This window comes from Paraburkholderia sp. GAS348, from assembly GCF_050434205.1.
Classification (GTDB): Bacteria; Pseudomonadota; Gammaproteobacteria; order Burkholderiales; family Burkholderiaceae; genus Paraburkholderia.
Window position 1 is genome coordinate 82,146 of record NZ_JBNPVT010000009.1, and the last position, 12,514, is coordinate 94,659.

Consider the following 12,514-nt stretch of genomic DNA (forward strand, 5'->3'; position numbering starts at 1 on the left):
AGCCGCGCGGCAGCTTAGCTTCACGCCCCGCGGTGCACGGCAGAAGATTCATCCCGCCTCCTGCTGAGCATCCACGCGCGCCATGCGCGCCAGCAGAGTGGGAACACACTCATTGACGTGATCTCTGTGGAGCGCAGCAATGCCATTTCCGGCACAAGACCACGGCTGCCCCGGCTGGAACGGGGAAATGGCCCGGCGCATCAGCGAATTCGACTGGACCGCGACCAGCCTCGGCGCGATAGAAAACTGGCAGCGCAGTCTGACCGCCACCGTTCAAATGCTGCTCGCCTCGCCTGTGCCCCTCGTGCTGCTATGGGGCAAACCGGGCTACATGATCTACAACGACGCCTACGCGATATTCGCGGGCGGACGGCATCCATATCTGCTCGGCTGCCCGGTCGAACACGGCTGGCCGGAGGTCGCCGATTTCAACCGTCACGTGATGACGACATGTCTTGCCGGGGGCACCCTGTCGTATCGCGACAAGGAACTGGTTCTGCTGCGCGACGGCAAGCCTGAAGACGTCTGGATGGACCTCTACTACAGCCCGGTCGCCGACGACAGCGGCGCACCCGCGGGCGTACTCGCGATGGTCGTCGAAACCACCACGCGCGTACTGACAGAACGCTGGCGGCAACATGCCGAGGCAGAACTGCGCGAGACCAACGAACGGCTGCAACTCGCGCTCAATACCGGCGCCGTGCTCGGCACATGGGTGCTCGACGTGCGCACCGGCATCGTCACCGGTGACGAACGTTTCGCGCGCACCTTTTCCTTTCCGCTGGAAGAGGCCGCGAAAGGACTCGAACGCAATGCCACGGCGCAAGTGATCCATCCGGACGACCAGCCGCTCAACGACCGCTTGACGGTCGAAGCGATGCGCACCGGCCAGCCGTTTCGCGCCGAGTACCGGATTCGCCGCCCCGATGGCGACTATATGTGGGTGCAGGCGAACGGCCAGTGCGAGTTCGACGACCATGGGGAGCCGACCCGCTTTCCCGGCGTGCTGATCGACATCCATGAACGCAAGATCGCCGAACAATCGCTACGCCAACTGACCGAAACGCTCGAACAACGCGTCGCCGACGAGGTCGCGGCACGGGCGCTAGCCGAAGAGCAGTTGCGCCAGGCTCAGAAGATGGAAGCGATCGGCAGCCTCACAGGCGGCGTCGCGCACGACTTCAACAATGTGCTGCAAGTGATCAACGGCAATCTGCAGATGCTCGCCGCCGATGCCAATGGCAGTCCGGCCACGCTGCGGCGCTTGTCCGCCGCGACCGATGCCGTCAAACGCGGCGCGAAACTGGCCGCGCATCTGCTCGCCTTCGCGCGCCGCCAGCCGCTCTCGCCTACCGTGTTGAACCCGCGCCGCCTGCTCGCCGGCATGAGCGAGATGCTGCACCGCGCGCTCGGCGAGACCGTCAAGATCGAAACGGTGTTGAGCAACGACCTTTGGCATGTGCAGGCCGATCGCAATCAACTCGAAAACGCACTGCTCAATCTCGCGATCAATGCGCGCGACGCAATGCAAGCGGACGGCACGCTCACTGTGCGCGCGGCGAACCGCGTGCTGGACCACGCGTTTTGCCGTGGCAAGCCGGAGCTCTCGCCCGGCGAGTACGTGGTGTTCTCGGTGACCGACACGGGCACCGGCATGAAGCCCGAAATCCTGGAGCACGTGTTTGAACCGTTCTTCACGACCAAGCCCGACGGCCATGGCACCGGTCTGGGCTTGAGCATGGTGTTCGGCTTCGTCAAGCAGAGCGGCGGCCATACGGTGATCGACAGCGAAGTGGGACGCGGCACCACCGTCTCGCTGTTTTTCCCGCGTTGCTGCGAGCCGGAAACAGCCGAAACCGTCGATCAGACCGCGGCGCCGGTGGGCGGCGGCGAAACAATTCTGGTGGTCGAAGACGATGCGGATGTGCGCCTGACCGCCGTCGAAATGCTCGCGCAACTCGGCTATAAAGTGCTGACCGCATCCAGCGGCGACGCGGCGCTCGAATTCATCGATAGCGACGTGCCGATTGATCTGCTGTTTACCGATGTCGTGATGCCCGGCCAGGTGAAAAGCGTGGAACTGGCGCAGCGTGCGGCGGCGCGCTCGCCCACCGTGCCGACCCTCTTCACCTCCGGCTATACGCGCGACGAGATCGTCCATCACGGCAAGCTCGATGCCGGCATCACACTGCTCTCCAAGCCATACCGGCGCGACGATCTCGCGCGCAAGGTGCGCAGCGTATTGCGCGCTGGAATCGCCAGCGTGAACGATGGGCAGATCGCCGCTTGCGTGCCGCGCTCGGTCTACGATCCGGCCAGCGCATCCGAAGCTTCCGGTCCGCGCGAAGGCCTGACTGAGCCGTCCTCTTCGGGTGAAACCTTGCTCGCCAACGCCCCGGCAAGTGCGCTGGCGGATTCCCTGGCCAGTCCGCCGGCACGCCAACCCGGCACGCCGGCTCGCGTGCTGCTGGTCGAAGACGACGCCGATTCGCGCGACGCACTCAGCGACCTGCTCGGCACGCTGGGTCTCGACTGCACCGCGGTCGCGAGCGCCGAAGAAGCGCTGCGGCTCGTGCCCGCGCAACGTTTCGACGTCCTGTTTACGGACCTGATCTTGCCCGGCATGTCCGGCGACAACCTGGCGCGCGCGGTGCTAGGTCAGCAGCCGGACATCCGCGTGTTGCTGGTGTCGGGCTACGGCGAGAGCGCCGAGATCGGCGACACCATCCCAGGCGCACGGCTGCTCGGCAAGCCGCTCGATATCTCGCAGCTGCGGCGCGAACTCTCGGAATGAACTGAAACCGAAAGTGCCAGCGAACGGCACGACTGATCGCCACCGCCAGAAAGCGATGACCGTGGCCGATCCAATCGCGGATAACTTCGCGGCCAATCTTCCGACGATTTATATTTCATCGCATTCGGCATGCGGATGGAACCTCGCAGCATCCGGCTACCGTCTCTATTGTTGTTGTTTTGAAAACGGTGAATTCATCGTGGCTGCGTTGATGTCCAGCGCATAGTGCTTAGAATGCATTGCGTGGACAAACCGTTCACACGCATCAGAGTGCTAAGTGAATCGCATGATTCAACGATGTGGAGCAGCAGATGGACATCCTTGATCTGGCTCGGAAATCGGGAATGACGGTGGTTCTTGACGCGAAGATTGGACGTCAGGAGTACCGCACAGTGCACGGCTCCGTCGCGGCGCTTGAGCGCTTCGCCGAGCTTCTCGCCGCGTTGATGCGCGACGAACTGGTGGAGCAGGATTGATGCGTGTTGACAGCACTCTCAAACAGGAAGCTCAATGAAATACGACTCATCAAACTCGATAAACATCGGCCGCGGCGAGCGCATGAACGATAAGCATGACGAAGGTTCGCCATCCGAAGAGGCCGCACAGGCGGTCGGAAAAAAACGCGAGGCGGCAAGGAACTGGGCGTGGGCGCACAGCAGTGAGTCGTACGACTGGATGGATTCGCATAGTCTCGTCAGCACCTGGGACTCGATTCATTGAACGAGTTACCAGGAGGCGACGATTTTCGCGCGACCGCAGCGACCCTGCATTGCGTGACGTTCGCCGAAACTGTTGTGCCGAAGAGCCAGGGCACGGTATGTACGTGATCGTGTTTGCCCTGGCGACGTGCAAGCGCGGACTGCCTAACTGGCGGCGTTCATTGCGCAAGGTGTGACCTGCCGAACGCCGACGCCCACGCGGCGTATCTATCGGCTGATGTCGACGATCTGAATCTGTGTCGGCGCGGGTATACCAAGCAGTTGCGCAGCGACAGCAACCACGCGGCTTGCCCGCAGGCCGGTCAGGCAATCGCTTGTGCTTTCCGTATGCCCGCCGCACCCTTCCTGCCGGCACGGAACGCACTCGCCCTCCCCCTGCAACAGGTACACGTTGCCGCGCAGGCCTGAGCCGCGTCGAGCCCATGGTTGTTCACCCACCGGCCAGTTGCATGGCCACGGCCCCCACCGAACGGGGTCCGTCGGGCCGAACAGCGCGATCGTCAACGTGCCGCATGCGGCAGCAACATGTGTGGTCCCCGTATCGGGGCCAATAAAGAGATTCGCACGCCGGATCATTTCCGCCGTTTCGCCGAACGTCAGCTCACCGACAAGGTTCAGGACCAGCTCGCCAGCCGCCGCGACCACCTGCCCGGCATATTCGCGCTCGGCCTGCGCCGGCCCTCCGCTCAGCGCGACGGCAAAGCCCTGCGCACGCAGCCAGCGGATCGTTGCGGCCCAGTCGTCGACGGTCCATTGTTTATACCTGTACATGGGGCACACGTGCAGCACGACCATTGGCTGCCCCGGCATCGCGCCGGGAGGCGCATTGAAGCGCGCCTCGAACCGGGCTCTGCGCTCGGGATCGAGACGGATGCCCGGTGCGACCACCTCCCCGCGCGGCGTCACGCCCACCAGCGGCGCGAGTTCGAGGGTGCTCGACACCACGTGTGCCTGCAGTTGCCGGTCGAGCGCGATACGGTGAAGCATGGCGCGGGCGAACCACGTCACACGATCGGCATTGACGAGCCCGATCCGCTTGCGGCCGGCAAACCACGTATAAAAGAGTGCGCGATCGGAGTCGATGGCTGCGCAGGCGAGATCGTAACGCCGCCATATCCGCGCAGCGTCGGCAATTCGCTCACGCAGCGGGGCGCGCCGGGCGCAAGTAATGACTCGGCGCAGGTCTGGATTGTGCTCAAGCACCCCCTCCGTGCCGCGAAACACGATCATATCGATCTCGGCCTCGGGCCATTGCGTCTTCATCGACCGGACAAGCGGCGTCACCAGCAACACATCGCCTATGCGACGCGGGCAGGCCACGAGAATCGTTCGCGGAGGCCGTTTCAGCTTCAGCGGACTTGAGTTGTCCGCTTCGCCGATTTCGCGCTTTCGCGCCTCGATCCACGCAGCCAGTGTTGCGACACTCAGCGCGAAAAAGGCTGCGCTCATCACGAGCGTCAACGCGTCGATCGTCAATCCGAAGATGATCATACTGCCAACCACGGCGAGTCCCAGATACGATGCGGTAGCGATTTCGCCGTCCGCACTAAGCCGGTTCCGCCAGAACGGCGTGAAGGTCCCGACGTACAGAAGCAGCAGTGCCGCCACACCGACAGTTCCCATTTGGGAAAGCGTCGAGAAGAAATCGCTATGTGCTCCCGCGTTGACGATCGCTCGCGGCGCCTCGGCACGCTGGGCGAGCGCGTTCAGCGCTTCCTCCAGACGGCCGCGCCCCACGCCAAACGCCGGATGCCGCGAGTACAGGAGCGCGGACGCGCGCCACAATTCAAGGCGCAGGCCAACTGAAGTATCGATGTCGCCTTGCTGTATCCCCTTGACGTCGGACACGATCGCGTCGACCCGCTGACGGACAATGCTGGTCGACGCGAGTGCCACGGAAAACGCCACGATCGCGCAGCCCAATGCAATGCGTGCCCACCTGCCGGCTAGCCAGTGCCGGCCGCCGACGGATGCCCATACGAGCAACGGCACCGCAATCCAGCCGCCGCGCGAGCCCGATAAATATGACGCGTATCCGCCGAGCAGAAACGCCGCAATCTTGATCGCCACCTCAGCTGCGTGCGCACGCCTGCCTCGCGTAATCGACACAATCGACAGGAAGCCGAGCAGCAATGCCGTGTCGCCGAAAGGGATCGGGTTGGTAAACGAATTGCCGAGGCGATCGGGAAAGACCCAGACGGCTGGATGAAAGTGCGCGTAAATGGCCCAGGTGCCGGCGCCCAGCGCGCCCGCCACAAATCCCCATTGCACAAGGCGGAGTTGCCGGAACGCCAGCGACCCCAGATAGAAAAAACTCGGGACGACGAGAGCCAGCCGCAGGAATGGATCGAGCGCTGGGAACGTGCCGCTTCGCAAAACTGCTATCTGGAACAGCACGACGGCCGGCATGCCGATCAGACCCAGGACGAAGAGCCGGTGCTCGCGAAACAGCGCCGCCGCGCGACGCCGATGCTCGGCTTGGCCAAGATAGGCTAGAGCAAGCGCGAAAATAACGAAAAAGCAATAGCCAGTGCCCCCTCTAATTGACAACATTAGAGCTGGCGACAACACGACAGCTACGGTGGCAACACGGCCTGATAGTTGGTTGGTACGCATGACAACGGGTCGTAAGTTTAGCGAGAAGCGGCAGCCCGGGACAATTGTGCCATGCAAAGCGGCTACGCCCCACGTCCGCCAGCAATCACGGTACCGATTAATGTTGAATCTGTGAGCCGCACACGTGGCAGCAGGCCTCTCTCAGGAGAGCCTTGCCGATGAATGACAGCGGTACGCTCAAGCCGGGCGGGAGCGCGGGTGATGAAAGAGTATTCCGAATCGCGTCGAGCTCGGACGGCGAGGTTGAGTCCTGCTTTTGACCTGGCCCTGCGGCGGCGATGGATGCGGTTTTTTGATCTCGTTACCAGCGGCATCGCCACGTTGCCTTTGCCGTCGGTGTAGTACAGCGCATCGGCTGATTCGCAGAACGCTGAAACGACCGATCGCGAATAACCGCAGTGGCGGATAACGCGGTGAATGTCATTGATGCGACAAACGATTCCGGGCATAAGGCGCTAAAATTGAAAATAGCGCCAGTCCCTTTGCGTGGGGCGGCTCGCCTTCTCCCCTTCTATCAACGGCAGGCGGCCATGAACACTCACGATGCGCGTTTCGTTCGTCCGGTGCTGGCCGCATTTTGCGGGGCTTCGCTCGCAACACTCGTCGCGTGCAGCGGAAGCAGCTGCTTCGGCCTCGACGGCTGTGGCAGCGGAAACGGGATGCCAAACGTCGCCCTATCCGGCACGGCCGCCATCGGCAAGGCGCTCGCAAGCGCAATGGTTAGCTTCAGTTGTGCGTCGGGTTCGGGCTCCACCCTGTCAGACGGTGGTGGACACTACAGCATTACGTTCAACGCCACGCTTCCCTGCATCCTCACCGTGACCTCCGGCGGCACGACTCTGCATTCGCTGGCATTTGTCGACGGCACGTCCAATACGACGCCCGAGACCGAACTGATGCTCGTCTACCTCGCTGCGCAACTTGGCACGAGCGAGACCAGTCTGATTGCGGGCTTCCCGAGCAACTCACAGTTCCAGCGGGCGCTGGCAAATCAAACCGATGTACTGGCTGCGCAATCGGCAGTCGTCACGAATCTGCAGCAGCGTTATGCAGTCACGCTGACAGCTCCGGCGTTTCTGACGACGCCGTTTATCGTCGGGCAAGCAGGTGTCGACAGCGATCTCGGCGCGCTGGCGACAGCAGGCGCCATCGACGTCAATGGCATGCCCGATCCGGTTGCCGTCGCGCTGCTGTCCGCGGCGGGTCTCGCCCATCCGCTCACAACGACGTCCACACCTGCAGCCGGCACTGGCGGCACAGGCAGCGCCGCCGGCGGCATGATGTGAACTGCGGCAGTTTGAAGCTGGCGTCGTCAGGTAGTGGCCGGCCATGAAGAGACAGTTGCGCCGGCAGCCTGAAGCTAAAAGTGACTGCCGGCGCTTGCACTGCCGTTACTCCGAATCGTCGTCCCCATTGGTCTCGAGGCCCGGAAGGCTATGGGTGCCTTCACGCTGAACGGCCACGAGCTTGTGTGGGTCGAGGCCGAGCGCTTTCAAAATGGTCGGCGCCACTTGCATGTTCGTCACAGGCGTATCGACCTCCTTCTTTTCCAGCTTCGGATTGGAGACCACCAACAGCGTGTTCGTATCGTCATCCGAAAGGCCGCCGTGCTCGGCGAGCTTTGCCGCGCTCCCGCTGTAAATCGTCCCATGGATCGGCTGGATGATGATGTCGGGAACACGGCCCTCCGCAGGATTGCCCCAGATCGACTTCAAGGTTGCGCCGTCATAGAGCGTCTGGATGCGGGTGGAATTGACGCTCCCCTGGTCAGCGCTGAGGATCGATACTGCCTGATCCCTATCGCCGTGGTTTTTGAGCCATAAGAGCGACACGTCGTCGGCCGTTTCCTGGGCGACCGCTACGCCGCCATTGGTGAGCAGGGTGGCGGGGTCGCTCACGTCGGCGGTCGCATAAGCGTTTTTCGAACCACTAAGCATGTGAAGCTTCGTGACGTCGATCGGCGACTGGCCATGCTTGGCGCCGACGATGAACAGTGTCGATTGCAGCAGATGGCCCGCTTTGAGTGCATCGTACATCTGACCCAGCGAGGCATCGACAAAGTCCAGCGATTGCTCCAACGGCACTGTCGGGGTCGCGGCTGCGTCAAGATAGCCACCACGGGTCGTGGTGGTGCCTTCCATGGCCGCCGTGACCTTCTGTCCGACGCTGACCGCCTGAAAGTTCATGCCGAAGATCGCCGGCACACCGACCTGCTTCGTCCCGGTCTGATCCAGTCCGTGGATCCAGTTCAGGACGACCTTGACCTTGAAGCCGTCGTACGTCCGGGTATAGGTCGGGTCGGCGGTCCAATCCGCGGTCGCAGGCGCGTTCGGATAGCCATTCGCTTGTAGGGAGGTCGAGTTGATCTCGGGGGCGTAGAGTTCGTCCAGTCCCAACCCCGACGGCCCGTTGAGGATCTCGTAGGCCGGGTGCTTATCCGACCATGCGGTGCGCAAACCGGCCTCATGAATGATCTCGAAGATCGTGTTCGTATGGTGCTTCATGTATAGATGCGGCCAGACCTGCTCGCAGCCGTTGGCGGTCTTGCGCAGCGCGAGGTTCGCGGGATTGATGTGAGGATTGCGTGGATCGAACGTTGCGCCGGGTGGCGGCGATCCGCCGTCCAGCTTGGTGAGATCCCAATCGAGTGCTTCGAAGTTGCTTACTTCCGTGCCGGGCGTGCCGATGCAATTACTGCCCGGGGGATACAGGGTAGCGTCATAGGTATCGTCATAGAATACGCCGTGGCTAAGGGGGCTGCCGCCGGTTGCAAAGGCCAGAAGCCCTGGAAACGAGTCCGAGGGCCTGGAGGTCGAAGCATGGGTGTACTCGACACCATGTTTGACGAGCTTCGCGAAGGTCGATCCCGGGTGTGTCCTGACGTAATTGACCAGATCGGCCTCATGCATCCCGTCCACACTGATCAGCAAGATATGTGTGTACTGCTGGTTGTGGTGATCGCCATCATGATCCTGCGCTGTCGCGCCCATGCTCGCGAACGCCAGCACGCTCGCGCTGAATATTGCACCGACTCCAACCCACTTCCTGATCTTGTCCATTCTTCGCCTCGTATGTTGATTGGGAACGACCGTGCCCTACGAAAGGTAAGGATTGATATGGGAAAGTCCTGTGAAGGGTTGCTTTCGGTTGTCTTCCGACGGGGACCAGAAGGCTCAAGGGGCGTGCGTTTGAGAGATTGTAAAAATTTGTATCAGCGGGCCGGCCAGCCTCCGACTCTCAACAGTGACGAGTGCCGGCGCGACATGTTTGGCGTAGATAGACGATACTTGCGTAGCAGCACGCCAATGCACCCAGCCAGGATTCTCGACATGAAGACTCTTTTTCTAGTGACTTTTTGCGCAGCCTTGCTCTCGTTTGGCGGTGCGGCGTACGCGCAAGTCGACCAATCGGAGCCGCAGGTTCTGATCAAGACCGCGACGCAGCAGATCCTCGACGAGGTGCGCACCCGCGCGATCGAGCCGGACGATATTCCCCGCATCATGGATATCGTGAACCGCGACATCATTCCTTACACCGATTTTCGCCGCACCACGTCGCTCACGATGGGCCGCTACTGGCGCACGGCAACGCCGGCGCAGCAGCAGCAAATGGTCGAACAGTTCGAGATGCTCCTGATCCACACCTATTCGGGCGCTATCGGCCAGCTCCGTCCTGATCAACGGATCGAGTACCCGCCGATACACTTCGCTCCAACCGATACGGACGTGGTGGTGCGCACGATTGCAATCAGGAACGGCGAACCAGCAGAGATCGACTACCGGTTGTACCGCACGCCGCAGGGCTGGCGCCTGTATGACCTGAACGTGCTCGGCGTCTGGCTGATCCAGACATATCGGCAGCAGTTCAGCGACAAGATCCAGGAAAGTGGTGTGGACGGTCTGATCCGGTTTCTCGCTGAGCGCAACGAGCAGCTCGCTTCGGGCAAGCAGTAACTGACCGTTGGGTAAGATGGCGATGCGGCTTATATTGATGTTAGGGCTGTGCCTGCCTCAACGCGGCTACCGGCTCAGCGCACTTGCCGCCCTTCTTCCAGTCACGAGAACCATCATGCCCGCCCAACACGACGAAGTCCCCACTGCCAGCGCCACGCCGGGCAAGGCGAAACGCAAGGATCTGTCCATTGTGTCGCGCAATCTTCTGATGGTCGCGGTCGGCGTCGCGGTCTTCGCGATCGTTGCGACGGTCGTGCTCTACGGTCCGATCACTTACGGCGACGAGATTCCCAACTTCGGCATCATTCTCATGCTAACCGTGCCGGTTATCGCGGGCGTAGCTTTCCGGGTGGGGCTGGACGCGTGGCTGGATAGGGAATGAGCGGCAACACCACCCACACCTCCAGGCCGCCGCCCTCGCGCGCATGAAACTGCAGGCTGCCGCCGTGCAGCCGCGCAATCCGCTCGACAATCGCAAGCCCAAGCCCAGTACCGCCGCTATGCGCGCGAGCATTGCGGCCACGCTGAAACGGCGCTTTGAGCTGCTCCAATTCCTCTGCGGAAAGCCCTTTGCCGCGATCGCCGACTGCGACATACGCGGCTTCGCCCGTGGCCCAACTCCGCACGGCGAGCCCGGTGCCGCCATATACGATCGCGTTCTGCATGAGGTTCATCAGGAGCCGCAGCATGCTGATCGGCCGATACGCAATCGCGGGCAAAACCGCGAGCGACAGCGCGAACTCGTGCCCCAGCCCTGCGAAATCGCCGGCGAGCCGTTCGATCAGCGCATTGAGATCGCCGGGTTCGGCCGCTTCGCGCTCGCCGCTGCCCGCGTAGTCCATGAACTGCTGCAAGATCGTTTCGATCTGGTCCAGATATGACTCGGCGGCGACCACAAAGCTGCTGTCGCTGCCGTCCGGCATCGCCATGGCCATCGAGAGCCGCAGTTTGGTGAGCGGCGTGCGAATGTCGTGCGAGATGCCTGCCAACATCAGTGCGCGCGTCGCTTCGGCTTGTTGCAGCGCATGCGTCATCTGATTGAATGCGCTGCTTACCGCGGCGATCTCGGTCGGCCCGTCGGTCGGCAGCGGCGCGGGCGTCTCGCCGGCACTCACGCGGCGCGCCGCCCGCGTCAACCGCTGGAGCGGCTCGTTAAGGTGGCGCTGGATTACGTAGCCGGTCAGCGCCGCCAGTGCGCCCAAACCGAGCGACAGCAGGATCGCGGCGTCGAGTCCGGCGCCTTGCGCGTCATCAGGAATCGGCAGCGCGATCCAGTACGGCGTGTGCGGCGCATCGGCCGGCGCATGCATGCGAATCCACAAGCGTTGACCGCCCTCGGACTGCCAGAGCGCGGGCATGTCGGCAGGCAGATGCTCGCGCAAGCTGTCGAGAAACACGTTGCGCTGATAAGTGCGATAGGCGCGCAAAAGACTGGGCGGCGGCTCAACGGCGGCTTCGGCGGGTCGTTGCGCGCGAGCGTCGAGGCGTGCGGTCAATTTGGCGCGCGCGTCCGGCGGCGTAGCCTGAAGCAGGTTATCGAGCGTCGTCACGTAGGTGGCGAACACCGCGGCCGCCCGTTCGACGCGAGGCCGCTGCACATAGTGCAGCAACACGCCGAGCGCACACACCTGGCTCAGCATGACCAGCACGATGAGCAAGACGATATTGCGCGCCAACAGCGTTTTCGGCAGCGCCCTTTGCAGCCACGCGCGCGTCATGAGTCGACGTCCGCGACCAGCATGTAGCCGACGCCCCACACGGTCTTGATGAAGCGCGGCTTCGACGGATCGTCCTCGACGATCTGCCTGAGCCGCAGCACCTGCACGTCGATGCTGCGATCGAGCGCATCGTGCTCGCGCCCACGAGCGCGTGCCAGCAGGTTGTCACGGCTCACAGGCCGGTTTGGCGAAGAAGCCAGCGCGACCAGCAGCAGCATCTGCGCCGAGTGAAGCTCCAGTAACTCTCCAGCACGCGACAATTGCTGCTTGCCGACGTCGAGACTGAAATCGCCGAAGCGCACGTTCTGCGCGGTGACGGTGACGTCGCCCGAGGCGATCTTCTGGCGGCGCAGCAGCGCATTGATCCGCGCTACCAGTTCGCGCGGGAGAAACGGTTTGGCGAGATAGTCGTCGGCGCCGGTTTCGAGGCCGACCACCTTGTCGAGCGGATCGCCCTTGGCGGTTAGCATCAGGATCGGTAACGTCTGCCCTTGCTCGCGCAAACGGGCGCAGATGGCGAGGCCGTCTTCTTCGCCGATCATCAGATCGAGCACCAGCAGATCGAACGGCTCACGCTCCAGATAACGGTCGAGCCGCTTGCCGTCCTCCGCGACCCGCACGTCGAAGCCGTGGCTGCGCAGGAAACGCTGCAGCATGTTGCGCAGTTCGGCTTCGTCGTCTAGCACGATGATTTTGGCGGGGCGATCCATATGA

General features: G+C 62.6%; 11 protein-coding genes and 1 pseudogene. 7 read left to right on the forward strand and 5 right to left on the reverse strand.

Annotated elements, in window-relative coordinates:
* Positions 1-139 precede the first annotated feature (139 nt).
* The 4 genes from P3T22_RS17310 to P3T22_RS17325 all read left to right on the forward strand — a co-directional run bounded on the left by P3T22_RS17310 (position 140) and on the right by P3T22_RS17325 (position 3,514).
* Positions 140-2,794, forward strand: a complete 2,655-nt coding sequence (locus P3T22_RS17310) for a response regulator (protein WP_429325572.1) — start codon at positions 140-142, stop codon at positions 2,792-2,794.
* A gap of 13 nt (positions 2,795-2,807) precedes the next feature.
* Positions 2,808-3,020 (forward strand): hypothetical protein, encoded by a 213-nt coding sequence (locus P3T22_RS17315; RefSeq protein WP_429325573.1) that lies wholly within the window; start codon positions 2,808-2,810, stop codon positions 3,018-3,020.
* A gap of 85 nt (positions 3,021-3,105) precedes the next feature.
* Positions 3,106-3,270, forward strand: coding sequence for a hypothetical protein (locus P3T22_RS17320; RefSeq protein ID WP_429325574.1), 165 nt, complete (start codon positions 3,106-3,108; stop codon positions 3,268-3,270).
* An 82-nt stretch (positions 3,271-3,352) separates the two neighbouring features.
* The gene (locus tag P3T22_RS17325) at positions 3,353-3,514 is read left to right on the forward strand and encodes a hypothetical protein (protein WP_429325575.1); all 162 of its coding nucleotides are present in this window, start codon (positions 3,353-3,355) and stop codon (positions 3,512-3,514) included.
* A 206-nt stretch (positions 3,515-3,720) separates the two neighbouring features.
* Here P3T22_RS17325 and P3T22_RS17330 read toward each other — a convergent pair whose 3' ends face one another.
* Together P3T22_RS17330 and P3T22_RS17335 are read right to left on the reverse strand one after the other, a co-directional pair.
* Entirely contained in the window at positions 3,721-4,866 is a 1,146-nt protein-coding gene (locus P3T22_RS17330) for a glycosyltransferase family 9 protein (protein ID WP_429325705.1), read from the reverse strand.
* A gap of 255 nt (positions 4,867-5,121) precedes the next feature.
* Positions 5,122-6,129, reverse strand: a pseudogene (locus tag P3T22_RS17335) (O-antigen ligase family protein); the annotation flags it as partial.
* Positions 6,130-6,659: 530 nt separating this feature from the next.
* Between P3T22_RS17335 and P3T22_RS17340 the strand changes: the two are divergent.
* Positions 6,660-7,415, forward strand: coding sequence for a hypothetical protein (locus P3T22_RS17340; protein ID WP_429325576.1), 756 nt, complete (start codon positions 6,660-6,662; stop codon positions 7,413-7,415).
* Between the two features lie 105 nt (positions 7,416-7,520).
* Here the strand turns inward: P3T22_RS17340 and P3T22_RS17345 are convergent, their stop codons facing one another.
* Complete coding sequence (locus P3T22_RS17345) at positions 7,521-9,188, reverse strand: alkaline phosphatase family protein (protein WP_429325577.1); 1,668 nt, start codon at positions 9,186-9,188, stop codon at positions 7,521-7,523.
* Between the two features lie 270 nt (positions 9,189-9,458).
* On the opposite strand from P3T22_RS17345, the gene P3T22_RS17350 reads away from it, so the two are divergent.
* Positions 9,459-10,082 carry an MlaC/ttg2D family ABC transporter substrate-binding protein gene (locus P3T22_RS17350; RefSeq protein ID WP_429325578.1) on the forward strand — a complete coding sequence of 208 codons (624 nt, stop codon included), beginning with the start codon at positions 9,459-9,461 and terminating at the stop codon, positions 10,080-10,082.
* Positions 10,083-10,197: 115 nt separating this feature from the next.
* Positions 10,198-10,464 (forward strand): hypothetical protein, encoded by a 267-nt coding sequence (locus tag P3T22_RS17355; protein ID WP_429325579.1) that lies wholly within the window; start codon positions 10,198-10,200, stop codon positions 10,462-10,464.
* Here P3T22_RS17355 and P3T22_RS17360 read toward each other — a convergent pair.
* Together P3T22_RS17360 and P3T22_RS17365 are read right to left on the reverse strand one after the other, a co-directional pair.
* The gene (locus P3T22_RS17360) at positions 10,409-11,800 is read right to left on the reverse strand and encodes an ATP-binding protein (RefSeq protein WP_429325580.1); all 1,392 of its coding nucleotides are present in this window, start codon (positions 11,798-11,800) and stop codon (positions 10,409-10,411) included. The genes P3T22_RS17355 and P3T22_RS17360 overlap by 56 nt on opposite strands.
* Entirely contained in the window at positions 11,797-12,510 is a 714-nt protein-coding gene (locus P3T22_RS17365; protein WP_429325581.1) for a response regulator, read from the reverse strand. The genes P3T22_RS17360 and P3T22_RS17365 overlap by 4 nt, the downstream gene beginning before the upstream one ends.
* Positions 12,511-12,514: the final 4 nt, after the last annotated feature.

Bases quoted from the DNA above. Each gene is read 5' to 3' on its own strand.
- P3T22_RS17365 (WP_429325581.1), bottom strand. From the start codon at position 12,510: ATGGATCGCCCCGCCAAAATCATCGTGCTAGACGACGAAGCCGAACTG.
- P3T22_RS17360 (WP_429325580.1), bottom strand. From the start codon at position 11,800: ATGACGCGCGCGTGGCTGCAAAGGGCGCTGCCGAAAACGCTGTTGGCG.
- P3T22_RS17310 (WP_429325572.1), top strand. From the start codon at position 140: ATGCCATTTCCGGCACAAGACCACGGCTGCCCCGGCTGGAACGGGGAA.
- P3T22_RS17340 (WP_429325576.1), top strand. From the start codon at position 6,660: ATGAACACTCACGATGCGCGTTTCGTTCGTCCGGTGCTGGCCGCATTT.
- P3T22_RS17350 (WP_429325578.1), top strand. From the start codon at position 9,459: ATGAAGACTCTTTTTCTAGTGACTTTTTGCGCAGCCTTGCTCTCGTTT.
- P3T22_RS17355 (WP_429325579.1), top strand. From the start codon at position 10,198: ATGCCCGCCCAACACGACGAAGTCCCCACTGCCAGCGCCACGCCGGGC.
- P3T22_RS17325 (WP_429325575.1), top strand. From the start codon at position 3,353: ATGAACGATAAGCATGACGAAGGTTCGCCATCCGAAGAGGCCGCACAG.
- P3T22_RS17320 (WP_429325574.1), top strand. From the start codon at position 3,106: ATGGACATCCTTGATCTGGCTCGGAAATCGGGAATGACGGTGGTTCTT.
- P3T22_RS17345 (WP_429325577.1), bottom strand. From the start codon at position 9,188: ATGGACAAGATCAGGAAGTGGGTTGGAGTCGGTGCAATATTCAGCGCG.